Here is a 23,723-nt window from a genome sequence, read left to right as displayed (position 1 = left end):
GGTTCCTACCTGGTTTCGACCCGGTCTCGGTTTGCGCCTCGACCGGGTCGATCCACTGTTTGCGTCAGTTCTTCGGCGGCGGCGGGATCAGTTGCGCATCCCGCACCACGAAGGTCTCCTCGTTGGCGTAGGCGAGGTCGAGGATCTTGCCGGCCGCGCGCAGGTCGTTCTCGCCCGCGCGAACGCCGTCGAGGGTCTCGGTCGGACCGGCGAAGGTGATCGTTTCGACCTCGGCGCGCATGCCCATCTTCGCGTCGGACTTCGCCTTGCGCACCCCGGCCAGCGCCGCACCGACCGCGGGCAGAACGCTCGCGTCGCCCGCAGCATCGGTCAGCTCGGCAACGGTCGGCCAGGCGGCGCGGTGGACCGAACCCTCCTGGAACCAGGACCAGACTTCCTCGGCGGAGTAGCAGAGCACCGGCGCGAACAACCGCAGCTGTACGTCGAGGGCCAGGCGCAGCGCGGCCCGGGCAGACGGGGCGGCGGGGTTGACCGAACCGTCGACCGAGCGGTCGCGACCGCCGTACGCCCGGTCCTTCACCAGTTCGATGTAGTCGTCGCAGAAGGTCCAGAAGAAGGTCTCGGTGACGTCGAGGGCGCGGGCGTAGTCCCAAGCTTCGTACGCCGCGGTGGCCTGCTCCACGACCTTAGCCAGACCGGCGATCATCGACCGGTCCAGCGGGTCGGTGATCGCGTCGACGCCGCCGACGGTCTCATCCTCCGCGCCCATCGTGAGCGCGAATTTGCTGGCGTTGAGCAGCTTCATGGCAAGTCGGCGGCCGATCTTGACCTGCTGCGGGTCATCGACGGTGTCGGTTCCCGGCCGGGCGATCGCGGCCCAATAACGCACTGCGTCAGTGCCATTCGCTTCGAGCATGCCGATCGGGGTGGTTGCGTTCCCCTTGGACTTGCTCATCTTCTTGCGGTCCGGGTCGAGGATCCAGCCGTTGATGGAGGCGTCGGTCCAGGGGATGCTGCCGTGCTCGTGGTGAGAGCGCACCACGGTGGCGAACAGCCACGTACGGATGATGTCATGGCCCTGCGGCCGCATGTCCATCGGGAAGATCTTGGCGAACAGCTCGGCGTCGTTTTTGCCCAGCGGGTCGCTGCCGACCGGCCACCCGGTGGCGATCTGCGGCGACAGCGATGAGGTCGCCCAGGTGTCCATGATGTCGGTGTCGCCGGTGAAGCCGCCCGGCTGATCGCGCTGGGACTCGTCGTAGCCGTCGGGGACATCGCTGGCCGGGTCGATCGGCAGACGCGACTCGTCGGGCAGGAGGTGCTGGTCATGCTGCACCTCGCCGGCCGCATCGATGCGATACCAAACCGGGAACTGCACGCCGAAGAAGCGCTGCCGGCTGACCAGCCAGTCGCCGTTCAGCCCGCCGACCCAGTTTTCATAGCGGTGTTTCATGAAGTCGGGGTGGAAGTCGATCTCGCTGCCCCGGGCGACGAGCGCGTCGCGCAGCGCCTGGTCGCGGCCACCGTTGCGGATGTACCACTGCCGGCTGGTGACGATCTCCAGCGGCTTGTCGCCCTTCTCGAAGAAGTTCGCCTTGCGCTGGGTCTTGACCGGCTCGCCGACCAGGTCGCCGGACTCGCGCAGCGCGGCCACGACGGCTTCGCGCGCGGTGTGGACGGTCTTGGTGGCGAGCTGTTCGACATAGAGCGCCTCGCCCGGACCGCCGGCGATCCACTCGGGGAGCTCCCCGGTCAACCGGCCGTTGCGGGTGATGATCGAACGGATCGGCAACTGCAACTCACGCCACCACTGCACGTCGGTCAGGTCACCGAAGGTGCAGCACATCGCGATGCCCGCACCCTTGTCGGGCTCAGCCGCGGCGTGGGCCACGACCGGGATCTCGACGCCGAACAACGGCGAGGTGACGGTCGAACCGAACAGCGACTGGAAGCGCTCGTCGTCGGGGTGGGCGATCAGCGCCACGACCGCCGGGAGCAGCTCGGGCCGGGTGGTCTCGATCTCGACGGTGGAGCCGTCGGGCTTGTGGAAGCTGATCTTGTGGAAGGCGCCGGGGTAGTCGCGCGCCTCCAGTTCGGCCTGGGCCACAGCGGTCTGGAACGTGACATCCCACAGGCCGGGCGCCTCGGCCTGGTAGGCCTCGTCGCGCTGCAGGTTGTGCAGGAAGGCCTGCTGCGCCACGGCGCGGGAACGGTCGTCGATGGTGCGGTATTGCACGTTCCAGTCGATCGACAGACCCAGGCGGCGGAAGGTCTCCTCGAACGACACCTCGTCGATCGCGGTGAGCTTCTCGCAGAGTTCGATGAAGTTCGCCCGACCGACCGGCTTCTGGTCGGCCGCCTTGACCGACTTGCCATCGGCGCCCTCGAAGGGCGGCACGAACGAGGGGTCGTACGGGAGGGTCGCGTCCCCGCGTACGCCGTAGTAGTTCTGCACGCGCCGCTCGGTCGGCAGACCGTTGTCGTCCCAGCCGATCGGGTAGAAGACCTCTTTGCCGAGCATCCGGTGGTAGCGCGCCAGGCAATCGGCCTGGGTGTAGCCGAAGACGTGGCCGACGTGCAGCGAACCGCTGGCGGTCGGCGGGGGAGTGTCGACCGCGAAGATCTGTTCACGGGGGAGGTCCATCGCGCGGGCGCGGTCGAAGGCGTAGGTGTCCTGCTCGCGCCATACCTGGCCCCACTTGTCCTCGAGGCCGTCGACGGTGGGCTTGTCCGGAATGGAACCCAGGGCGCGGGGAGAGGCAGCGGCGAAAGTCATGGGTCATATGTTCCCATCCCGGACGGGGTGCAATCACCCGGGTTTGTGGGGGTGCCCGGTTAGCATGTCGGCATGACTGCGATCACCGTTCAGCGCTTCGTCGACACTTACGCCCCCGACGCCGATGTGACCAAGCCCGGCGAGGCGTTCTTGTCGTACGCCCGGCAGAACGCGCCGCACGAACTGGTGGAGCTCTGGACCGAGCATGGTTTGGGGTTCTATGGCGAGCAGCGCATCGCGCTGGTTGACCCGAGCGTGTGGGCGCCGGTGCTGCAGGCCTGGCTGGGTGACTCGCGCAGCGTGCCGTTCGCAGTCAGCAGTTTTGGTCACATTTATCACGTCGAGGGCGACGGTCAGGTGCAGTGCCTCGACCCGCACTTCCTGGGCAACACCTTCGTGGCGCCCGACGTGGTCGGCTTCTTCAACGACCACCTGCCCAGCAACTCCTCCCACCTGGCCGACTTGGAGGGTCCGCGCGGCGGCGCCCGCACCAAGCTCGGCGACCTGAGCGAGGGCGAGATCTACTACTTCACCCCGCCGCTCTCACTCGGTGGCCGGGTCGCTCCCGACACCCTCGACAAGGGCAACGGTGTCGAGCAGCTGCTGGCGATTCACCGCGACACCGCTGCTCAGCGACAGGGCTGACCCGCCGCGCGAGCAAGATCCGCGCGGGTTATCGACATCTGCCGCGCCTATAGGCCGCGCAAATGCGGTTAACCCGCGCAGATTTGCGGCGGCGTGGTGCGTAGACTGGTGACCACAGCGTTTGAGCCGTCATCAGCGGCAAGCTTCCGGAAGAACGGGCGAGAGCCTCAGTAGACCCGGACGGGACGAGCCCGTCATAGCTCAGGAACAAGCGGTCGCACCGTGAGCAGTCACGGCGCGACAAGCGGGGTGGTACCGCGGTGCCACCGGGATTCGAGTCCCGGTGTCGTCGTCCTCGGCAGCAGGATGCAGCCGTACGAACCGCGAAGGAAGCCACCGAGATGACCTACCCCCAGGGTGATCCCACCGCCGAACCGAATGCCGCCGAGCAGGGCGTCTCGCCGACCCCGAACTTCCCGGCGATCGAGCAGGCGGTGCTGCGCTATTGGGATGAGGACGGCACCTTCCAGGCCTCGATCGACCAGCGCGACCCGGGCGAGAACGGGGCCAACGAGTTCGTCTTCTACGACGGTCCGCCGTTCGCCAACGGGCTGCCGCACTACGGCCACCTGCTCACCGGCTACGCCAAGGACGTCGTTCCGCGCTACCAGACGATGCGCGGAAAGCGGGTCGAGCGCAGGTTCGGTTGGGACACCCACGGGCTGCCGGCCGAGCTCGAGGCGATGAAGCAGCTCGGGCTCAAGACCAAGGACGAGATCCTCGAGATGGGGGTCGAGCAGTTCAACGCGGCCGCGCGATCCTCGGTGTTGAAGTACACCTCCGAGTGGGAGTCCTACGTCAACCGGATGGGCCGCTGGGTCGACTTCGAGAACGACTACAAGACGCTAAACCCCACCTTCATGGAGTCGGTGCTGTGGGTCTTCAAGCAGCTCTACGACAAGGGCCTCGCGTACGAGGGTTTCCGGGTTCTGCCCTATTGCTGGAACGACGAAACACCGCTGAGCAACCATGAACTGCGGATGGACGACGACGTCTACCAGAACCGCCAAGACCCCGCGGTGACCGTCGGATACCGCTGCGACACAGGCGAATTCGAAGGCGTGCACTTCCTCGTGTGGACCACAACGCCGTGGACCCTGCCGGCGAACCTGGCGGTCATGGTCGGTGCGGACATCGACTATGTGATCGTCGAGTCGGAGTTCACCGGCAAGCCCGAGCGGTACGTCCTCGCGGAGGCGCGGGTGTCGGCGTGCGCGAAGGAGTTGTTCGGGGACGCCAAGGCTGACTGGAGCCAGAAGGTCGTGCGCCGGGTGAAGGGTGCTGACCTGATCGGCGCGACGTACACGCCGCCGTTCACCTACTACGCCGGCCACGACAAGGCGTTCCGCGTGGTGCCGGCCGACTTCGTGACGACCACCGACGGCACCGGGCTGGTTCACACCGCTGGCGCCTTCGGTGAGGACGACATGGCGGTGACCGACCGTGAGGGGATCCAGGTCGTGATCCCGGTCGGCCCCGACGGACGCTTCACCTTCCCGGTGGCCGAATACGAGGGTATGCAGGTCTTCGACGCGAACCCGCACATCATCGAGCACCTCAAGGCCGCCACCAAGGGCGAGGGCGACACGGGGAGTGTGAGCCCCGGAACGGTCCTGCTGCGCCGCGAGACGTACGACCACAGCTACCCGCACTGCTGGCGTTGCCGCAACCCGCTGATCTACATGGCCGTTTCCTCCTGGTTCGTCTCAGTGACGACGTTCAAGGACCGGATGCTGGCCAACAACCAGGAGATCAACTGGATCCCGGGCAACGTCAAGGACGGCCAGTTCGGCAAGTGGCTGGAGAATGCCCGCGACTGGTCGATCTCCCGAAATCGCTTCTGGGGCAGTCCGATTCCGGTGTGGAAGTCGGACAACCCAGCCTACCCGCGGGTCGACGTCTATGGCTCGTTCGCCGAGTTGGAGAAGGACTTCGGCAAGCTGCCGCTGGATGCTGATGGCAACCCCGACCTGCACCGCCCGTTCGTCGATGAGTTGACGCGGCCCAACCCCGACGACCCGACGGGGCAGTCGACCATGCGCCGCGTCGAGGACGTCCTCGACGTCTGGTTCGACTCGGGCTCCATGCCTTATGGCCAGGTGCATTACCCGTTTGAGAACGCTGACTGGTTCGAGCACCACTACCCGGCCGACTTCATCGTCGAATACATCGGGCAGACCCGCGGCTGGTTCTACATGCTGCACGTCCTGGCCACCGCACTGTTCGACAAGCCGGCGTTCGAGAACGTCATCTGCCACGGCATCGTGCTCGGCTCGGACGGGCAGAAGATGAGCAAGTCGTTGCGCAACTACCCCGACGTCAACGAGGTCTTCGACCGCGACGGCGCCGACGCGATGCGCTGGTTCCTGATGTCGAGCCCGATCCTGCGCGGTGGCAACCTGGTCGTCACCGAAGAGGGCATTCGCGGTGGCGTACGGCAGGTGATGCTGCCGCTGTGGAGCAGCTGGTATTTCTTCAGCCTCTACGCGAATGCCGCCGGTTACCAGGCGAAGTGGTCGACCGAATCGACCGACACCCTGGACCGTTACCTGCTGGCCAAGCTGCATGACCTGGCCGAGACCCTTACCGGTCAGCTGGACGGCTACGACATCGCCGGCGCCTGCGATGCGCTCGGCGGGTTCGCCGACGTGTTGACCAACTGGTACATCCGGCGCAGCCGGGACCGCTTCTGGTCGATCGGCGACGACACCGACACGGCCGCGTTCGACACGCTCTACACGGTGCTCGAGACGTTCACCCGGCTCGCCGCCCCGCTGTTGCCGTTCGCGTCCGAGCAGGTGTGGCGAGGCTTGACCGGTGGCCGTTCGGTGCACCTGACCGACTGGCCCGTGCCCGACGACCTACCGGTCGACGCCGCGCTGGTCGCGGCGACCGACCGCGTACGCGCCGTGTGTTCGACGACTTCCAGCGTTCGCAAGGCGCAGCAGTTGCGGGTCCGGCTGCCGCTGAGCAAGCTCACCGTGGTTGTCTCCGACCCCGACGTTGTCCGGCCGTTCGCCGACCTCATCGCCGACGAGATCAACGTGAAGTCGGTCGAGGTGCTCGATCTTGCGACCGTGTCTGAAGAGGACTTCGGCCTCACTCACCGCCTGACCGTCAACGCCCGCGCGGCCGGCCCGCGCTTGGGCAAGAACGTGCAGACGGCGATCAAGGGCAGCAAGTCCGGCGACTGGTCGGTGGCGGCCGACGGCACCGTCACCAGCGGCGGGCTGGCGCTGCAGGAAGGCGAATTCACCCTGGAGACAGTGGTTTCCGCCGATGGCTCGGAATCGAGCGCGCCCGCGATGTTGCCCGGTGGCGGCTTCGTGGTTCTCGACACCGAAGTCACCGACGCGCTCCGCTCGGAGGGCATCGCCCGAGATGTCGTACGCGCGGTGCAACAGGCCCGCCGTGATGCCGGTCTCGACATCAGTGACCGGATCAGCCTGGCCATCGTCGGTGACGAACCGGTCTGGCAAGCGGTGCTGGAGCACCAGGGTTTGATCATGGGTGAGACGCTGGCTGTGCAACTGGGAGCGGCCGGCGCGGGTCAACCGTTGCCCCAGGGAACGCCGATGACGTTGTCCGACGGACTCACCGGTTCGGTGATTCTGAAGAAGGTCCAGCCACGAGGCGAGGGGTAGTTCGATGAGTGCAAGCCACACGGTCGTGCTGCGGGAAGCGACCGGCGATGATCTGCACGCCGTCATCGCCGTGGGGGAGCAGACCTGGCCGGCGACGTACGGCCCCATTGCCGGCAAGGACTATGTCGCGATGGGTCTCGCGAAGTGGTGGACGCCGGAGGCGACCATTCCGGCGATCCGTAAGCGGCAGGTGCTGGTGGTCGAGGTCAACGGCGACATCGTCGGCATGACTTCGTTCTCCGCGCTCGACCACCACTTCTACATCTGGAAGCTCTACGTCCTGCCGGACTTCCAGAGTCATGGCCTCGGCCACCAACTGCTGGAAGGCGCCCTCGCCCGCGCACGAGCCGAGGGTTTCACCGAGGCGCAACTGTCCTATCTGGACGGCAACGTCGACGCCGGCCGGTTCTACGAGCGCCACGGCTTCACCGAGTTCGAACGCGAACACGGCGGGTCCGGGGTTCCGGACTCCATCTGGATCAAGAAGACGTTGGAAGGAAATTCATGAGCGGTCGCCCGGATGCCCGGGCCGTCGAGGCGGAACGCAAACTCGACGTGCGCAAGCGCATGGCAAACATCGAGGCTGACATCCTCGCGCGCACCCCGGAGAACAACCCCGAACCGTCTTTGGACCGCGTCGCGCGGTGCATGGAGCTGCTCGGCGACCCCCAGCGCAACTTCGGGATGATCCACCTCACCGGCACCAACGGGAAGACCAGCACCACCCGGATCGTCGAGCGCGTGTTGCGCGAGACCGGGCTGTCTACGGGGCGGTTCACCTCGCCCCACCTGCATGACATGCGTGAACGAATCGCTTTGAATGGCAAGCCGATTGAGGCTGAGCGGTTCATCGAGGTCTACGACGACGTTCTCCCTTATCTCGAAATGGTTGACGCTGAGTCGCAGGCCGCCGGTGAACCGCGAATGACCTACTTCGAGGTGCTGGTCGTCCTCGCATACGCGGCGTTCTCGGACGCCCCGGTCGATGTCGCGATCGTCGAGGTCGGCCTCGGTGGCGTCTGGGACGCGACCAATGTTGCCGACGGCGCGGTGGCCGTGATCACCCCGATCTCACTCGACCACCAGCGGTTGCTCGGCAACAGCATCGAGGACATCGCGCAGGAGAAGCGGGGCATCATCAAGCCCGGTTCGATCGCGATCATCGGCCGCCAGGAGCCTGAGGTCGACGAGATCATCGCCGAGCGTGCGCAGCAGGTCGAGGCCGATCTGCGGCGCGAGGACCAGGCCTTCGGTCTGACCGAGCGGCAGGAGGCGGTCGGTGGTCAGCAGATCACCGTGCGCGGTCTGGCCGGGGAGTACGCCGACCTGTTCCTGCCGCTGTTCGGCGAACACCAGGCCCACAACACCGCCATCGCGATCGCTGCGGTGGAGGCCTTCCTCGGCGGCGGTGAGCAGCCGCTGGACCGTGACGTGCTGCAGGCCGGTCTCGCCGAGGTCACCTCGCCCGGACGGCTGGAGATCGTCCGGCGCTCGCCGACGATCCTGGTCGACGCGGCCCACAACCCCGGCGGCGTCCGCGCGCTGCGTGAGGCGATGAACGACTCGTTCACCTTCACCCGGCTGATCGGACTCATCGCGATCCTCGCCGAGAAGGACGCCGAGCAGATGCTCGAACTGCTGGAGCCGGTGCTCGACGAGGTGGTCATCACCCGTACGTCCTCCCACCGCGCCACCGACCCGGCCGTGCTCGGGGCGCTCGCCGTGGAGATCTTCGGCGAGGACCGGGTCCACGTCGAGCCGAACCTGGTCGACGCGATCGACCGTGCGGGTCAGTTGGCCGACGAGCAGGGCGGTGTCGCCGGCGGTGTGCTGGCCACCGGTTCGGTGGTCACCGCCGCCGAGGTCCGCGCCGCACTCGGGGTGACCGACACATGAGTCACCCCACGAAGTTCTCCGCTCCTTCGTCGCTCCGATACTTCGCGGGGGCCCCGACGTGAGGCACCTTCCCTTTGCCGGCGTCCAGGAGAAGATGACCCGCCGGTTCGCCGGCATCGTCATCGGCTCGCAGTCGCTGGTGCTCTTCTTCGGCGCGCTGGTCGCGTACAGCCTGGCGAAGTCGTCCGGCGACGGCAGCCACACCGCCTACCTCTGGGCGGGGTCGGTGCTCGCCGTGCTGTGCGTGGTCGCGGCCGGCTCGATGCGCCGGTCGTGGGGCATCACGCTCGGCTGGATCATCGAGGTGCTCACCCTCGCCGCCACCGCGATCGTCGGCATGATGCTGGTGGTCGGCCTGGTGTTCGGGGCGTTGTGGGTGACTGCGCTGGTGCAGGGCGCCAAGATGGACCGGCTCACCCGGGAGTTCGCGGCCGGCGACGGCGCGAATCAGCCCACCGCCTAGGGTGTACGACGTGAGCGCGCAGATCGAACGCACCCTGGTCATCGTCAAGCCCGACGGCTTCGCCCGTGGACTCAGCGGGGAGGTGCTGCGCCGGATCGAGGCGAAGGGCTACACCCTCGTCGCCCTGCAGGTCGCGACCCCGGACCGCGAGCGCCTCGCCCAGCACTACGCCGAACACGAGGGCAAGCCGTTCTACCAGCCGCTGGTCGACTTCATGAGCAGCGGCCCCGCCACCTTCGCGATCGTCGAGGGCCACCGCTGCATCGAGGGCTTCCGGTCGCTGGCCGGCGCCACCGACCCGACCGCCGCCGCGCCCGGCACCATCCGCGGCGATCTGGGCCGTGACTGGGGCAAGAAGGTGCAGGAGAACATCGTCCACGGCTCCGACTCGCCGGAATCGGCCGAGCGCGAGATCGGCATCTGGTTCCCCCAGGGCTGACACACCCCGTACGCAACAGCAGCGGGCCCGGACGTCTCCGTCCGGGCCCGCTGCTCGTTGTTCGTGGTGTGCCGGTCAGCCGGCCACGCTCTGGTCGCGGGTCGCAGCCAGGTCGTCCAGTCCGGCGATCGCCTTCTCCAGCAGGTTGGCCAACTGCTCGCGCTGACCCGTGGTCAGCCGGGAGAGCACGTCGGACTCCATCAGGTCGGAATCACGCACCACGCGGCGGAACATCTCCCAGCCGTCCTTGGTGAGGGTCACGATGACCCGGGTGCGGTTGTCCGGGTCGGGGGTGCGCTCCACCAGCCCGCGCTCGGCCATCTTGTCCAACCGATGGGTCATCGACGACGGCGCCACCGAGACCGCATCGGCCAGATGGGAGGGGGTGGTGCTGGAGTCCTTGGCCGCGCGGGCCAGGTGGGAGATGACGGCCCACTCGCCGCCGGAGAGCCCGACGTCCTGCAGGTTGGAGCCGTACCACTGCGACATCTTGCGGGTCAGGCTCTGCAGCGCGGTCACGACCCGCTGCACCTGCTCGTTGCCACCGGCGGCGACGTACGCCGCGACCTCGGCTTCGTACTGCTCACTCGCGGTGAGCTTCTTCCGGGAAGGACTCATATCGGTTCCAGTGTGCCAGCGCCCCGCGGCCGCTCATAACCGGCGCTTATTCGCTTGCCCCCACCCGATCACTCCGCGACGCTGGCCGGATGCCGAATCCGAGGAGCCCGCAGTGCCGCTGACCACCACCGGGATCGCGTACGACCTGTTGCCCGCCGACACCGCCGACGCGCCCGCGGTCGTGCTGGTCCACGCCGGCGTGGCCGATCGGCGGATGTGGGACGACCAAGTCGCCGCGCTGCGCGGCGAGCCGACGCTGCTGCGCCTCGACCTGCGCGGGTACGGCGACAGCGTCACTCCCGCGGAGGGCGCGTGGAGTCACGCCGACGACATCCTCGCCGTGCTCGACGAGGCGGGGATCGCGCGGGCGCACCTCGTCGGGTCGTCCTTCGGCGCGGGCGTCGCCGTCGAGGTGGCCCTGACCGCGCCGGACCGGGTCGCCTCCCTGCTGCTGGCACCGCCCGGCGGCAGCCTGCTAGTCACGCTGACCGACGACCTCGAGGCCTTCTTCGCGGCCGAGCGGGCGGCGCTGGAGGCGGGCGATCTCGACGGCGCGGTCGAGGCGAACGTCGCCACCTGGGTGGTCGGTTCCGGACGTACGGAGTCCGTCGTCTCAGCGGGCGTCGCCGACCGCGTACGGACCATGCAGCGGCGCGCCTTCGAAGCCGCAGAGCTGATCGGCGACCGCGAGCCCGGCGAGCTCGACCCGGGTCCGCAGGAGCGGGCCGGGGAGATCGCCGTGCCGGTGCTGCTGCTCACCGGGGACCACGACCTGGACACCACCGACGATGCGGCGCAGCGGCTGGCGCAGGCGCTGCCCGACGTACGCCGGGAGCGGTGGGCCGACGCCGCGCACCTGCCGTCGCTGGAACATCCCGACCGGTTCACCCGGCTGCTGCGCGAGTGGGTCCACGCGTCACGGTGAGTCGGTACGCTGCGCCGGTGAGAGTCGAGATCGACGCGGTCGGCTACGGCACGGGCCGGTTCAGCCTCGACGCGGGCGCCTGGTCGTACCGGGGAAGCTTCTCCTGCATCCTTCCCTTCCCGGCGGACGTCGCGACCATGCTGCGGGAGGTGGTCTCCGGGCTGTGCAACATCGGCTCCGCGCGGATGGCCCGTGAGCCCGCTGCCTGCCTGCTCGTGGTCAGCAGACACGATGTCGGCAGCGGCGGGACGATCGGAGTGCAGGAGTCCGACACCGGTCTCGTGCTGCGGGCCGACTGCGACGTCGTGGACTTCGCGACGGCCTTCCTGACTGCGATGGGCAGGATCGGCGAGAAGGAGTGGCGGACCCTGAGTCCGGACGAGGATTTCCCGCACGAGCAGTGCCGGAAACTGCAGGAGGAGATCGAGTTGTTCCGCCGTCGTGACGAGACGCCCTGACCCCGCCGGTCGTCGGGGCTGAGCGTCGGGCAGGCGGCTAGGATCGCGCCGTGACTCGTCGACTGCTGCCCACCGGGCGCGACCTCGCGGTCGACCTGGGCACGGCGAACACGATCGTCTACGAGCAGGGTCGCGGCGTGGTGCTGGACGAGCCGTCGATGGTGGCCCTCGAGGTCGGCACCGGCAAGCTGCTGGCCGCCGGACACCAGGCCCGGGAGATGCTCGGCCGGACCCCCGGCCACGTCGACGTCGTACGTCCGTTGCGCGACGGCGTCATCAACGACGCCGACGTCGCCGAACGGATGTTGCGTTACTTCATCGCGCAGGTGCGGCCCTCGCGGTTGCTGCGCCCCCGGATGGTCGTCTGCGTGCCCAGCGAGGTCACCGGGGTGGAACGGCGCGCGCTCGAGGACGCCGCGACCCGCGCCGGTGCCCGCCGGGTCTACGTGATCGAGGAGGCGATGGCGGCCGCGCTCGGTGCCGGCCTGCCCGTTGACGAACCCACAGCCAGCATGGTGGTCGATATCGGCGGCGGCACCACCGATGTCGCGGTCATCAGCCTCGGCGGCATCGTCCAGGCCCGGTCGATCCGGGTCGGCGGCGACGAGATCGACGAGGCGATCGTGTCGTACGTGAAAAACGAATACGCACTGCTGCTCGGCGAGCGCAGCAGTGAGGAGATCAAAGTCGAGGTCGGATCCGCGTTCCCGCTGCGCGAGGAGCGCACGATGCGTGTCCGCGGCCGTGACCTGGTCAGCGGTCTGCCGAAGACCGTCACCGTCACCTCCCAGGAGGTGCGCCGGGCGACAGACGGACCGCTGCTGCAGATTTGTGAACTCGTGCGCAGCACCCTGGATGTCTGCCCACCCGAACTGGCTGGTGACGTTCTCGACACCGGGATCGTCCTGACCGGTGGGGGAGCCCTGCTGCGCGGCCTCGACGCCCGGATGCGCCACGAGTTGGGGGTTCCGGTCCGCGTGGCGGACGCCCCCTTGCGCGCGGTGGCGCACGGTTCGGGACGATGCGTGGAGGAGTTCGCAACGCTGCACCGGGTTTTGGTCGACAGCAAACGCTACTGAGGGAGAAACACAGATGAGTGAGTCACGCGCCTACCAGCTGGACCGAGCCCACGTCTTCCACTCCTGGTCGGCGCAACGCAAGATCTCGCCGATGGTGGTCGATCGCGCCGAGGGTTCCTACGTCTGGGACGAGAAGGGCAACCGCTTCCTGGACTTCACCAGTCAACTGGTCTTCACCAACATCGGCCACCAGCACCCCAAGGTGGTCAAGGCGATTCAGGACCAGGCGGCGAAGCTCTGCACCATCGCCCCGGCCCACGCCAACGCCGAACGCTCCGAGGCGGCTCGGATGATCTCCGAGATTTCGCCGGAGGGTTTTGACTACACCTTCTTCACCAACGCCGGCGCCGAAGCCATCGAACACGCGATCCGGATGGCCCGCCTGCACACCGGCAAGATCAAGGTGCTGACCCGCTACCGCAGCTACCACGGGGGAACCCAGACGGCGCTGAACGCGACCGGCGACCCGCGCCGGTGGGCGAGCGACTATGGCAACGCCGGTGTCGTACATTTCCGCGGTCCGTTCCTCTACCGCAGTGAGTTCCACGCGACGACCGAGCAGGAGGAATGCGAGCGCGCGCTCGCCCACCTGCGCAGCACCATCGAGCTCGAGGGGCCCTCGACGATCGCCGCGATCCTGTTGGAGACCATCCCGGGCACCGCGGGAATCATGCTGCCGCCGCCGGGCTACCTGCAGGGCGTTCGCGCGTTGTGCGACGAGTTCGGCATCGTCTACATCGCCGACGAGGTGATGGCCGGATTCGGCCGTACGGGGTCGTGGTTGGCCCTCGACCAACACGACGTGGTGCCCGACCTCATCACCTTTGCGAAGGGGATCACCTCCGGCTACCTGCCGCTGGGCGGGGTGATGATCTCCGACCCGGTCTTCGAGACCTTCGCCGACAAGCCCTACCCCGGTGGCCTCACCTACTCCGGTCATCCGCTCGCCTGCGCAACGGCAATCGCCACGATGACCGTCATGCGCGAGGAAGGGATGGTCGAGAACGCCGCCCGGATCGGCAAGGACATCATCGGACCGGCCCTGGCCGACATTGCCGCCAAGCACGCCTGCGTTGGTGAGGTGCGTGGCGTGGGCGCCTTCTGGGCGCTGGAACTCGTCAAGGATGCGCAGACCCGCGAGGCGCTCGCGCCCTATGGCGGCGGGAGCTCGCAGATGAGCGCGGTGGTCGCCGAGTGCACGAAGAACGGGCTGCTTCCGTTCGTGAATTACAACCGCATCCACGTCGTTCCTGCGCTGAACATCCCGGACGACCAGCTGCGCGAGGGCTTGCAGATCCTCGACAACGCCCTCACCGTCGGCGACGCCGCCGTGGCGGGCTGACCGCCGCGTGGCCTACCGTCCCTCCGTCCGGCGGCGGGTGCTCGCCGGCGGGGTGGCCGGATGCCTGCTGCTGGTCGTCGTCGATCGCGCCGCGCCGGGAGCCACCGAGCCACTGCGCAGCACGGCGGCCGACGTGGTCTCACCGGTCGCGAATTTGATCACTCATCGTGACGCGACGATCACTCGGCTCACCCGAGAGCGCGACGCGGCGCGCAGTCAGGCGGGCGATGCGGGGCAGAACGCGCGCACCCTCACCGCGCTGCGCGCGTTGCGTGGCTCGGCGGCGGCCGACGGGCGCGTCTTCGTGGCGGCGGAGGTGATCGGGTGGTCGACCGGCACCGACGCGTCGCTGCCGGCGCAGGTCACCCTCGACGCGGGATCCCGGGACGGGATCACCACCGACCTGACAGTGATCTCCGCGGGCGGGCTCGTCGGCCGGGTCACCGCTGTGGCCAGGACGTCCTGCACGGTCCAGCTGATCACCGACCCGAGCAGCGTTGTCGGAGTAAAGGTGGGAGCGAATGGCGTTCTGGCGCAACTGAGTTCGAAGGCGCCCGCCGGACTGCCGGCGCGTTCCGCCGGAACGTTGACGATCCGAGTGGCGGGCCTGGACGCGGTGGCCAAGGGCGACACCGTACGAACCCTGGGCAGTGTCGACGACACCCCGTACGTCGCGGGTGTGCCGGTCGGAACTGTCGTGTCGGTCGACCCGGACCGGGGACAGGGCGCCCGCACCGCGGTCGTTCGTCCGGCGGTCGACATGGGAAGTCTTGGCACCGTCGGGATCGTGCTTCCGGCCGCGCAGGTCGGCTCCCGGCCGCTCGTACGAGGCCCGCAGTGATCCCACAACGCCTCACCGTGGTGCGGGCCATCCTGGTGGTGTTTGCCGCCCTGCTCACCGTCACCGTCCTGCCGCGGTTCGGGATGCCGATCGACATCGCGGCGGTGCTGGTCGTGGCCGTCGCGCTCCGCGGCGGGACCGAAGCGGGCGCGCTGATGGGCCTGGCCACCGGACTCTTGGTCGACCTGACACCGCCCGGCTCGACTCCACTGGGCATCGGCGCGCTGTCGTACGCCACCGTCGGCGCCGTGGCCGGCGGACTGCATCGCTCGCTGCGGGTCAGCATCCTGCTGCCCGCGCTGGTCGTCCTCGTTGCCGAGACGCTGTTGCAGGCCAGCCGGGCGGCGGCGCTGGTGGCCAGTGGAATGCCGGTCGAACCGCTGCGCGCGCTGAGCTTCGTCTTGCTGACTGCGCTCGCCGGAGCCCTGCTGGTTCCGCCGCTGCTGCGGATGGAGCGGTGGTTCGTCCATCGAGGGATGGCATGAGTCACCCATGAGGCTCCGCCGCGACGACATCACCTATCCCAGCACCCATCGCGGTACCCGGCGCTCTCCGTACGTCGCCCGGATCGGTGCGCTGTTCATGGTGGCGCTGTTGGTCTTCGGGGTTCTGATCGGCCGGTTGTTCCAACTTCAGGTCGTGGACGGCCCGCAGATGCGCGCCGCCGCGCAACAGATCAACACCCGTACCGTCACCACAGCCGCCACACGCGGACGCATCCTTGCGGTGAACGGCACTCCGCTGGTCACCAACACCTCCATCACGATGCTGACCGTCGACCCCACGGTGCTGGCCGACAGCAAGGACCATGGCCGCGCGCTGTTCACCCGCATCCAGGGCCTGCTCGGTGGCGATCCGATCGAGATGATGAAGCGCACGATGCCGTGTGGCAGCAAGGGTGCGCCCACGCCGCCGGTGTGTTTCGCCGGCAGCCCGGTGGAGCCGATCCCGATCCTGCGCAACGTCGACTCGGGCCGCGCAATGACGCTGCTCGAGCGACCCGAAGAGTTCCGCGGGGTGTCGGTGGTGCAGGTGCCGGTGCGCCAATATCCGGCGCCGGACAACGTGAATGCGGCCCAACTGCTGGGCTACCTCGGGTCGACCAATGGCGCCGACCTGGCCGCGAACAAGCAGCTGACCGCGAGTGACCTCATCGGACGGGCCGGACTCGAACGCAGCTACGACACCGTGCTGCGCGGCACCCCGGGCAGCAGCGTGCTCGCGGTGGATGCGCGCGGACTGCCGGTTCGTACGGTCTCCACCACCGACCCGACGGCCGGCCGAGATGTCGTCACCAACCTGGAGGTGCCGGTCCAACGGGCCGCGGAAGACGCCCTGAGCACCACGGTCGCGCGACTCAAAGCCGCCAAGAGCCCGGTGACTGGAGCAGCCGCGGTGGTCCTGGACGCATCCTCGGGCGGCATCGTCGCGATGGCCAGCAATCCTTCGTACGACCCCAACGTCTGGACCGGCGGCATCAGCTCGGCGGACTACGCGGCGCTGAGCGCGCCGACCGCGCACAACCCGCTGCTGAATCGGGTGGTCGGCCAACTGCAACCGCCGGCTTCGACTTTCAAGGGGATCACCCTGCCGGCCGCGATCAGTTCGGGCGTCGACCCGAACGGCACCTACGACTGTTCCTCGTCGGTGCGCGTCGGCGCCCGGACCTTCAAGAACTTCGAATCCGTCGCCTTCGGACCGATCAATATGACGACCGCGCTGGAGGTGTCGTGTGACACGGTCTTTTACCGCTGGGCCTTTCAGCGATGGCAGGCCGAGGGCGGCATCAACGCGGCTGCGACCACCGACAGTCCGTTCGTCGATAGCGCGCGCTCCTTCCACCTCGGGCAGAAGACCGGGGTCGACCTGCCGGGGGAGTCAGCCGGGGTGATCCCGAGTCGGGCCTGGAAGGTGCAGCGCTGGAACGACACGAAGGCGACCAGTTGCCGGCGGGCGACCAGCGGCTACCCCGAGGTCAAGGACAAGACCCAGGCGGCGTATTTCACCCAGCTTGCCAAGGAGAACTGCGCGGTCGGCTACCAGTGGCAGGCCGGTGACGCGGTCAACTTCGCCATCGGCCAGGGCGATGTGTTGGTCACCCCGTTACAGATGGCGACCGCGTACGGCGCGATCGCGAACGGCGGGACGCTCTGGCAGCCGCGCGTGGTCGCCGCCACCCGGGCGCCGGACGGCTCCACGACGCAGCCCGTGACGCCGAAGCGGATCGGCGAGGTAGCGATCCCCGCGGCTGCGCAACCCGTTCTGGCCAAGGGACTTTCGCAAGTCGTCACCGGCAGCCAAGGCACCGCGTACGCCGCCTTCCGCGGGTTCCCGCTGGACACCTACCCGCTGTCCGGAAAGACCGGCACGGGCGAGGTCTACGGCAAGGACGCCACCGCCTGGTTCGTTTCCTATGGCCCGAAACTCAAGAACGGCAAGCAGTACGTCGTCGCAGTCATGGTTGAGCAGGGCGGAACGGGAGCGAGCGCCGCCGCCCCCACAGCGCGAGCGATCTGGGACGTGTTGCGGACCCTCTCACCGGCAGCGACCCCAGCGGCAGGGCGGTAGACTCACCGCGGCGGTCATCGGATCGCCACACCGCCCGAAGGGGAAGCCGGTCAAATTCCGGCGCTGACCCGCAACCGTAGGCCGAGCAATCGGCGAGCCGGAGCACCATCAGGCGGTGGCTCGAACCCCGTCGAGGACTGCGGGCGAGTGTCTCAGGGCGAGGCATCGACATCGTGGTCCGGATCTGGAAGAAGAATCATGGCCACCACCACCCTCACCCGCGCGGGTCTCGCGGGAACCGCGTCCGTTCTGGCGCTGCTCATCGCGACGCCGGCCCAGGCCGCCTCCTCGACCTCCAGCTCGGCTTCCGCAGCGGCTGGCTATCTCGGCAGCTCGCTGGCTGCCAGCGGCCACCGCTTCGTCACCACCTATGCCGGTCAGAGCTATGACGACCTCGGCCTGACGATCGACGGTGTGCTGGCGCTCGCCGCGACGAAGTCGGCCCAGAGCGAGCTCGCCGCGAGCGCGTCGTATGTCACCGCCAACGCGGCCAGCTACGTCGGCACCGCGGGGGAGACCTATGCCGGATCGCTCGCGAAATACATCGTGATGCTCGAGGCAACCGGCAAGAACCCGCGCTCGCAGGGCGGCGTCGACCTCATTGCGAAGCTGCAGGGTCTGCAGGGCGCGGACGGTCATTTCAAGGACGCGTCTGCCTACGGCGATTACTCCAACACGATCAGCCAGTCGTGGGCGCTCATCGCGCTCAAGCGCGCGGGCGTCACCCCGTCGGCCGCGGCGGTGTCGTTCCTGAAGGCTCAGCAGTGCAGCAATGGCGGCTTCCGGCTCGACCTGGGCAAGAGCCCGTGCGTCGCCGACACCGACGTCACCTCCTTCGCCGTCCAGGGATTGTCCGCGTCGGGCGCCGATGTCACCTCCGCGGTGAACTACCTCGCTTCGAAGCAGGGCGCCGATGGCGGTGTCGGTGGTGGCGTTTCCACGCCGGGTGAGAACGCCAACAGCTCGGGCCTGGCCGCCGCTGCCTTCACCCTCGCGGGTCGCTCGTCGAACGCGGCCAAGGCTGCTTCGTACGTTCAGACCCTGCAGTACCCCTGCACCGCCGGTAAGGCGCTGCGCGGGGCGGTCGCCTACGACGCCGCGGCGTTCCGCACCGGCCTCGCCTCGGGCACCGCCACCGGGCAGGAAAGCCGCACCACCACGCAGGCTGTGCTGGCGCTGACCGGCGCTTCGTATGTCACGGTGACCGCGGGCGGTTCGTCGGCGATCCCGTCGGTCAACTGCTCGACCTCGTCGCCGACCGCGACTGCCACCACGACGTCCCCGGCGCCGACTACCTCGACCACCGCGCCGTCCAGTTCCAGCGCTTCCTCCACCTCAAGCACGTCGAGCACCTCGGTCGTGACGGGACCCCCGGTCGTGACCGACGGTCCGGCCGCCGATGATGGTTCGGGCGGCCTTGCTGTGGTCGCCGGTGCGACCGGTCTACTGGCCGCGGCGGGTGCGGGAACGGTGTTGTATGGCCGCCGTCGTCGCTGATCACCGTCGCCCGATGGTGCGCCTGCTAGCCGTTCTCGGTCTAGCCCTTGCCACCATCGGGTTCGGCCCGATCGCCTCGAGTGAGGCGGCCGGTTGCACCACCAGTTCGGGTGTCTCGGTCGTCGTGCAGTTCCCGAGTGGATCGGTGACGACCGCGTGTGCGGGCGGGTCCTATGCCACGGCGCTGGACGCGCTGACCGCGGCCGGGTTCAAGCCGACCCGAGCCGCGCGAGCGCCCGGCTACTTCCTCTGCCGAATCAACGATCAGCCCGCCTCGGACCCCTGCCAGCAGGCATCCCCGAGCTCGGCCTACTGGTCGTTGTGGACGGGTCGTTCGGGCACCGGTTGGTCCTACGCGAATCTCGGCATCGCATCGCAGCCCGCGCCCCAGGGCAGCAGCATTGGGTTGCGGTGGGGCGGCGGCAGCGCGCCGACAGTGGGTCCGATCAGCAGGACGTCGAGACCGACGACCCCGCCGAAGCCGAAGCCGACCACTGCTCCCGAGCCGACGACGGCGCCTAAGCCGACGACCAGGGCGAAACCGACCATCGCGCCCCAGCCTTCGACCGCGCCCAAGTCGAGCAGTGCGGCCGCATCGTCGAAGTCGGCCGCGAGTTCCGCCGCGGCTTCGAGCTCTTCGGTGCGATCGGCAGCCAGCACCGCCGCCGGTTCCACCGCGGGCTCGTCCGCAGGATCCTCGGCGGCTACCGCGACCACGGCCTCGGGCTCCTCGTCGACCTCCGCCACCTCGTCGACCGCGTCCGCAACGTCGGGCGACCCGTCGACCAGCTCGACCGGCCGCTCGGGCGGCAGTTCGGGCGGTACTGACGTTGCTGCCGCTCCGAACGCCGGCAACAAGTCGGGTGACACGGGCAGCGGCTCGACCACCGGCCTGATCGCCGGGGGCGGAATCGTTGCGCTGCTGCTCGCCGGCGCTGCGTACCTCGGGCTGCGCCGCCGCACTTCGTGACTACACCCGTAGTAAAGGGTTTTGGTCGCAATAGCGACCAAAAACCGGCGGCTCGCCGGTTCGTACACCCCGGTGCATGGTGGGTTTGGGCTTGTTGTTTGGGTGGCGCGGCGAGCCAGACCACCAACCCTGTGCTGCTGGCCGTTGTGCTCGCCGTCGTGGTGCTCGTGGTCGCGGCTCGGCGCCCGGACGCGCCCTGGGCTCGGTCATTTCGGCTCTACGCATATCTCGGGCTGTTCGTGATAGCGACCCGGGTGGTCCTGTTCGTGCTGGTAGGGGCGAAGGTCGGCGACACGGTTCTGTTCCGGCTGCCGACCATCAACCTGCCCTCCTGGGCGGCGGGGATCCAACTGCTCGGCCCGGTTCCGTTGGCGGGTTTGGCCGCAGCCGCCTGCGAGGGCCTGCGGCTGGCGACCATGCTGACCTGCTTCGGCGCGGCCAACGTTTTGGCCAACCCACGGCGGCTGCTGCGGGCTCTCCCGTCGGCGCTGCGCGACGTCGGAACAGCGGTCGTCGTGGCGCTGACTGTGGTGCCTCAGCTCGTACAAAGCATTCAACGCGTACGCCGGGCCCGCGAGCTGCGCGGCACCACCACCGGAGGGCTGCACGCGTTGCGGGTCATCGGGCTGCCGGTGCTGCAGGACACCCTCGACCGCTCACTTGCGCTGGCCGCGGCGATGGACTCGCGCGGATTCGGCACCCGCCATGCGATCAGCGCGCGCGACCGGCGGATGGTCGCCGCGTTCGACTTGGTCGGTCTGTTCGCGGTCTGTTTGGGCGTTTACGGACTGCTCGACTCGGGGCAGACCCCGGCGGTCATCGGGTTGCCGATGGTCGCTCTCGGAGTTGTGCTCGGGATTGCCGGGCTGTTGCTCGGTGGGCGAAAGGTGCCGCGCTCGACCTACCGTCCCGACCTGTGGGCCGTCGCCGAGTGGGTCGTGGTCTGCTGCGGCCTGATCGGCCTGGCCGCGATGATCTTCGCGCTGCGACAGGACCCGTCCGCCGCGTCGATGCCCGTCGATCCCATCGGCATCCCGAAGGTTCCCCTCGTTGTTGCTGGCGCGCTGCTGATTGCAGCGCTGCCCGGTTTCGTCACCCCAGAACTTCCGGCGCCGGTCGATCGGCGCACCATTCGCACAGCCTCGGAGCCCGCATGAACACCGCCGCCATCGTGTTCGACCGGGTCGGCGTCACCTACGCCGACCAGTCGGAGCCCGCGCTGCGGGACGTGAGTTTCGAACTCGAGCAAGGCGAACTGGCCGTTCTGATCGGCCGTACGGGGTCGGGCAAGTCGACTCTGATTGGCGCCATCAACGGCCTCGTCCCGCATTTCACCGGTGGTCGGTTGACCGGCTCGGTGACCGTTCACGGCCGCAACACCCGAGACCACCTGCCGCGCGAACTGGCTGATCTGGTCGGTTATGTCGGCCAGGATCCGCTGGCCGGGTTCGTGACCGACACGGTCGAAGAGGAGCTCGCCTACGGCATGGAGCAGTTCGGCATTGCGCCTGCGGTCATGCGCAAACGGGTGGAGGAGACTCTCGACCTGTTGGGGATCGCCGACCTGCGCAACCTGCCGCTGCGCGATCTTTCCGGCGGGCAGCAGCAACGAGTTGCCATCGGTTCTGTGTTGACCCTGCAGCCACAGATTCTGGTACTCGACGAGCCGACCTCGGCGCTCGACCCGACCGGCGCGGAGGACGTGCTCGCCACGATCACCCGACTGGTCCACGACCTGTCGGTGACCGTTGTGATGGCCGAACACCGCATCGAACGGGTCCTGCACTATGCCGACACCCTCATCCATGTCACCCCCGCCGGCACTGTCGAGGTGGGGGACCCCGCCGACATCATGCGTAGGGCGACGGTCGCCCCGCCCGTCGTCGAGCTCGGCCGCGCGCAGGAGTGGGCGCCGCTGCCGTTGTCGGTGCGTGATGCCCGACGAAAGGCTCGAGCGTTGATCGGCGAGCTCGGCGAGGTCGCCGCGCCCCAACCCCGCCCACAGGGCCCCGCAGCGCTGACCGCCCGCGGCGTCCGGGTTTCGTACGGCGCGTTCGAGGCAGTCTCCGGCGTCGACCTGACCCTGGCCGAGGGCGCGGTCACGGCGTTGATGGGGCGCAACGGCTGCGGAAAGTCGACGCTGCTGTGGGCCCTGCAGGGCGCTCGTCGCCCCGACGCCGGAACGGTCTCGGCCGCCGGGGTGAACCCCTCGGAGTTGAAGCCGGCCGCCCGTCGGGCGGTCGTCGGGCTCGTTCCACAGAACGCCTCGGACCTGCTCTACCTCGACACCGTCGCCGCGGAGTGCGCCACCGCGGACCGCGAGTCCGACGCCGCGGCGGGCACCTGCGAGGGCCTGCTGCGCGAGCTGGTTCCGAACATCGCCCTTGATCGACACCCGCGCGACCTCTCCGAGGGCCAGCGGCTGGCTCTGGTGTTGGCGATCCAGCTGACCGCCGGCCCGCAGGTGCTGCTGCTCGACGAGCCGACCCGCGGTCTGGACTACACCGCCAAGGAGGCGTTGCACCGTACGCTCCGGCGGCTTGCCGACGCGGGACGCGCGGTGCTGGTCTCCAGTCACGACGTGGAATTCATCGCGCGGACGGCCGACGCGGTGTTGTTCATGGCCGACGGTGAGGTCGTCGCGTGCGGGACCACCGCGCAGGTGCTGCTCGGGTCGCCGGCCTTCGCGCCGCAGGTGGCCAAGATCCTGGCTCCGCTGCCGCTGCTCACTGTCGAGGACGTCCGGCGGGCAACCGATGGCTGAGCGCGCTGTTCCGCTGCGACCGCGCAGCATGCTCGCGATCGGACTCGTCAGTCTGGTCGGGGTGGTGGGTTTCCTGTGGCCGTTCTTCGTAACACCCGATTCCGCTCTGGCGGGGCACCGCACCGATGCGCCGCTCTTGTTCGGACTGCTCCTGCCGTTGCTGCTCGCGGTTGTGTTATCGGAGATCAGCGAGGGTGGCATCGACTCCAAAGCGGTGGCCATGCTCGGGGTTCTTTCGGCGGTTGATGCCGTCTTGCGGCCGTTGAGTGCCGGCACCGCGGGCATCGAGCTGATGTTCTTCCTGCTGGTCCTGGCTGGCCGGGTATTCGGGGCGGGTTTCGGTTTCGTGCTCGGTTCGACCAGCATGTTCGCGTCGGCGGTGCTGACCGCCGGGGTCGGCCCGTGGTTGCCGTTTCAGATGCTCGGCGCCGGCTGGGTTGCGCTGTTCGCGGGGCTGCTGCCACCGCTGCGTGGCCGGTTGGAGTTGGCGATGCTGGCGGCGTACGGAGCCCTCGCCGGTCTCCTCTACGGCTGGATCCTCAATCTGTGGTTCTGGCCGCTGGGCACCAGCGGGGAGGCAGCGCTCAGCGTGGTTCCCGGGGGAGGCGTCGCGGTGAACCTGCAGCACTTCTTTGCCTTCAACGTGGCCACCTCGCTGGGCTGGGATCTCGGCCGGGCGTTGACCACGGCGGTGATGATCCTGTTCGTCGGCCGGCCGCTGCTGCTGACCCTGCGGCGCGCTTCCCGCAAGGCCGCCTTCGGGTCGGCGGAGCGCAGCGAACTTCCGCAGCTGTAGACGCACTCCGGACTGCAGTTCGCCGTCGCCTTCATTCAACA

General features: G+C 68.6%; 20 protein-coding genes and 1 riboswitch. Of the genes, 17 read left to right on the top strand and 3 right to left on the bottom strand.

Annotated elements, in window-relative coordinates:
• Positions 1 to 64: 64 nt before the first annotated feature.
• Positions 65 to 2,737 (bottom strand): valine--tRNA ligase, encoded by a 2,673-nt coding sequence (gene valS, locus ACYU98_RS09905; protein ID WP_460468045.1) that lies wholly within the window; start codon positions 2,735 to 2,737, stop codon positions 65 to 67.
• Positions 2,738 to 2,809: 72 nt separating this feature from the next.
• Here valS and ACYU98_RS09900 point away from each other — a divergent pair, with 72 nt between their 5' ends.
• From ACYU98_RS09900 to ndk, 6 genes are all read left to right on the top strand, one after another.
• On the top strand, positions 2,810 to 3,382 hold the full coding sequence (locus tag ACYU98_RS09900) for a GAD-like domain-containing protein (protein ID WP_460468044.1): 573 nt from the start codon (positions 2,810 to 2,812) through the stop codon (positions 3,380 to 3,382).
• Positions 3,383 to 3,723: 341 nt separating this feature from the next.
• Positions 3,724 to 7,026: an isoleucine--tRNA ligase gene (gene ileS / locus ACYU98_RS09895; protein ID WP_460468043.1), complete on the top strand. Its 3,303-nt coding sequence runs from the start codon at positions 3,724 to 3,726 to the stop codon at positions 7,024 to 7,026.
• A gap of 4 nt (positions 7,027 to 7,030) precedes the next feature.
• Positions 7,031 to 7,534, top strand: a complete 504-nt coding sequence (locus tag ACYU98_RS09890) for a GNAT family N-acetyltransferase (protein WP_460468042.1) — start codon at positions 7,031 to 7,033, stop codon at positions 7,532 to 7,534.
• Positions 7,531 to 8,922 (top strand): bifunctional folylpolyglutamate synthase/dihydrofolate synthase, encoded by a 1,392-nt coding sequence (locus ACYU98_RS09885; RefSeq protein ID WP_460468041.1) that lies wholly within the window; start codon positions 7,531 to 7,533, stop codon positions 8,920 to 8,922. Before ACYU98_RS09890 ends, ACYU98_RS09885 begins: the two co-directional genes overlap by 4 nt.
• A gap of 58 nt (positions 8,923 to 8,980) precedes the next feature.
• Positions 8,981 to 9,385, top strand: coding sequence for a DUF4233 domain-containing protein (locus ACYU98_RS09880; RefSeq protein WP_460468040.1), 405 nt, complete (start codon positions 8,981 to 8,983; stop codon positions 9,383 to 9,385).
• A 10-nt stretch (positions 9,386 to 9,395) separates the two neighbouring features.
• A complete protein-coding gene (gene ndk / locus ACYU98_RS09875) occupies positions 9,396 to 9,824 on the top strand; it encodes a nucleoside-diphosphate kinase (protein WP_460468039.1) in 429 nt (142 codons plus the stop codon).
• 75 nt (positions 9,825 to 9,899) lie between these two features.
• Here the strand turns inward: ndk and ACYU98_RS09870 are convergent, their stop codons facing one another.
• A complete protein-coding gene (locus ACYU98_RS09870) occupies positions 9,900 to 10,442 on the bottom strand; it encodes a MarR family winged helix-turn-helix transcriptional regulator (protein WP_460468038.1) in 543 nt (180 codons plus the stop codon).
• Positions 10,443 to 10,554: 112 nt separating this feature from the next.
• On the opposite strand from ACYU98_RS09870, the gene ACYU98_RS09865 reads away from it, so the two are divergent.
• The 8 genes from ACYU98_RS09865 (at position 10,555) to ACYU98_RS09830 (ending at position 19,152) form a co-directional block, all read left to right on the top strand.
• Positions 10,555 to 11,367 (top strand): alpha/beta fold hydrolase, encoded by an 813-nt coding sequence (locus ACYU98_RS09865; protein WP_460468037.1) that lies wholly within the window; start codon positions 10,555 to 10,557, stop codon positions 11,365 to 11,367.
• 17 nt (positions 11,368 to 11,384) lie between these two features.
• Entirely contained in the window at positions 11,385 to 11,825 is a 441-nt protein-coding gene (locus ACYU98_RS09860) for a hypothetical protein (RefSeq protein WP_460468036.1), read from the top strand.
• Positions 11,826 to 11,875: 50 nt separating this feature from the next.
• Positions 11,876 to 12,904, top strand: a complete 1,029-nt coding sequence (mreB, locus tag ACYU98_RS09855; protein WP_460468035.1) for a rod shape-determining protein MreB — start codon at positions 11,876 to 11,878, stop codon at positions 12,902 to 12,904.
• A 13-nt stretch (positions 12,905 to 12,917) separates the two neighbouring features.
• The gene (locus tag ACYU98_RS09850; RefSeq protein WP_460468034.1) at positions 12,918 to 14,246 is read left to right on the top strand and encodes an aminotransferase class III-fold pyridoxal phosphate-dependent enzyme; all 1,329 of its coding nucleotides are present in this window, start codon (positions 12,918 to 12,920) and stop codon (positions 14,244 to 14,246) included.
• A gap of 7 nt (positions 14,247 to 14,253) precedes the next feature.
• Positions 14,254 to 15,087, top strand: coding sequence for a rod shape-determining protein MreC (gene mreC, locus ACYU98_RS09845; protein ID WP_460468033.1), 834 nt, complete (start codon positions 14,254 to 14,256; stop codon positions 15,085 to 15,087).
• Entirely contained in the window at positions 15,084 to 15,572 is a 489-nt protein-coding gene (gene mreD, locus ACYU98_RS09840) for a rod shape-determining protein MreD (RefSeq protein ID WP_460468032.1), read from the top strand. Before mreC ends, mreD begins: the two co-directional genes overlap by 4 nt.
• Positions 15,573 to 15,579: 7 nt before the next feature.
• On the top strand, positions 15,580 to 17,655 hold the full coding sequence (gene mrdA, locus ACYU98_RS09835) for a penicillin-binding protein 2 (RefSeq protein ID WP_460468031.1): 2,076 nt from the start codon (positions 15,580 to 15,582) through the stop codon (positions 17,653 to 17,655).
• Positions 17,651 to 17,780, top strand: a riboswitch (cobalamin riboswitch). Its footprint overlaps the gene before it by 5 nt.
• Positions 17,781 to 17,853: 73 nt before the next feature.
• The gene (locus tag ACYU98_RS09830) at positions 17,854 to 19,152 is read left to right on the top strand and encodes a prenyltransferase/squalene oxidase repeat-containing protein (RefSeq protein WP_460468030.1); all 1,299 of its coding nucleotides are present in this window, start codon (positions 17,854 to 17,856) and stop codon (positions 19,150 to 19,152) included.
• Between the two features lie 351 nt (positions 19,153 to 19,503).
• On the opposite strand, the gene ACYU98_RS09825 is transcribed toward ACYU98_RS09830, so the two are convergent.
• Positions 19,504 to 20,022, bottom strand: coding sequence for a hypothetical protein (locus ACYU98_RS09825; protein ID WP_460468029.1), 519 nt, complete (start codon positions 20,020 to 20,022; stop codon positions 19,504 to 19,506).
• A gap of 96 nt (positions 20,023 to 20,118) precedes the next feature.
• On the opposite strand from ACYU98_RS09825, the gene ACYU98_RS09820 reads away from it, so the two are divergent.
• The 3 genes from ACYU98_RS09820 to ACYU98_RS09810 are packed head-to-tail and all read left to right on the top strand — an operon-like array spanning position 20,119 to position 23,682.
• Positions 20,119 to 21,279 carry an energy-coupling factor transporter transmembrane component T gene (locus ACYU98_RS09820; protein WP_460468028.1) on the top strand — a complete coding sequence of 387 codons (1,161 nt, stop codon included), beginning with the start codon at positions 20,119 to 20,121 and terminating at the stop codon, positions 21,277 to 21,279.
• Positions 21,276 to 22,886, top strand: coding sequence for an ABC transporter ATP-binding protein (locus ACYU98_RS09815; RefSeq protein WP_460468027.1), 1,611 nt, complete (start codon positions 21,276 to 21,278; stop codon positions 22,884 to 22,886). Before ACYU98_RS09820 ends, ACYU98_RS09815 begins: the two co-directional genes overlap by 4 nt.
• Positions 22,879 to 23,682 carry an ECF transporter S component gene (locus tag ACYU98_RS09810; protein WP_460468026.1) on the top strand — a complete coding sequence of 268 codons (804 nt, stop codon included), beginning with the start codon at positions 22,879 to 22,881 and terminating at the stop codon, positions 23,680 to 23,682. The genes ACYU98_RS09815 and ACYU98_RS09810 overlap by 8 nt, the downstream gene beginning before the upstream one ends.
• The last annotated feature ends 41 nt before the right edge of the window (positions 23,683 to 23,723 follow it).

It is taken from the genome of Calidifontibacter terrae, from assembly GCF_054778835.1.
This window is presented reverse-complemented; position numbering and strand designations above follow the sequence as displayed.

Excerpts from the sequence above, each read along its gene's own strand:
- valS (WP_460468045.1), bottom strand. The coding sequence starts at position 2,737 with ATGACTTTCGCCGCTGCCTCTCCCCGCGCCCTGGGTTCCATTCCGGAC.
- ACYU98_RS09900 (WP_460468044.1), top strand. The coding sequence starts at position 2,810 with ATGACTGCGATCACCGTTCAGCGCTTCGTCGACACTTACGCCCCCGAC.
- ileS (WP_460468043.1), top strand. The coding sequence starts at position 3,724 with ATGACCTACCCCCAGGGTGATCCCACCGCCGAACCGAATGCCGCCGAG.
- ACYU98_RS09890 (WP_460468042.1), top strand. The coding sequence starts at position 7,031 with ATGAGTGCAAGCCACACGGTCGTGCTGCGGGAAGCGACCGGCGATGAT.
- ACYU98_RS09885 (WP_460468041.1), top strand. The coding sequence starts at position 7,531 with ATGAGCGGTCGCCCGGATGCCCGGGCCGTCGAGGCGGAACGCAAACTC.
- ACYU98_RS09870 (WP_460468038.1), bottom strand. The coding sequence starts at position 10,442 with ATGAGTCCTTCCCGGAAGAAGCTCACCGCGAGTGAGCAGTACGAAGCC.
- ACYU98_RS09850 (WP_460468034.1), top strand. The coding sequence starts at position 12,918 with ATGAGTGAGTCACGCGCCTACCAGCTGGACCGAGCCCACGTCTTCCAC.
- mrdA (WP_460468031.1), top strand. The coding sequence starts at position 15,580 with ATGAGGCTCCGCCGCGACGACATCACCTATCCCAGCACCCATCGCGGT.
- ACYU98_RS09830 (WP_460468030.1), top strand. The coding sequence starts at position 17,854 with ATGGCCACCACCACCCTCACCCGCGCGGGTCTCGCGGGAACCGCGTCC.
- ACYU98_RS09815 (WP_460468027.1), top strand. The coding sequence starts at position 21,276 with ATGAACACCGCCGCCATCGTGTTCGACCGGGTCGGCGTCACCTACGCC.
- ACYU98_RS09810 (WP_460468026.1), top strand. The coding sequence starts at position 22,879 with ATGGCTGAGCGCGCTGTTCCGCTGCGACCGCGCAGCATGCTCGCGATC.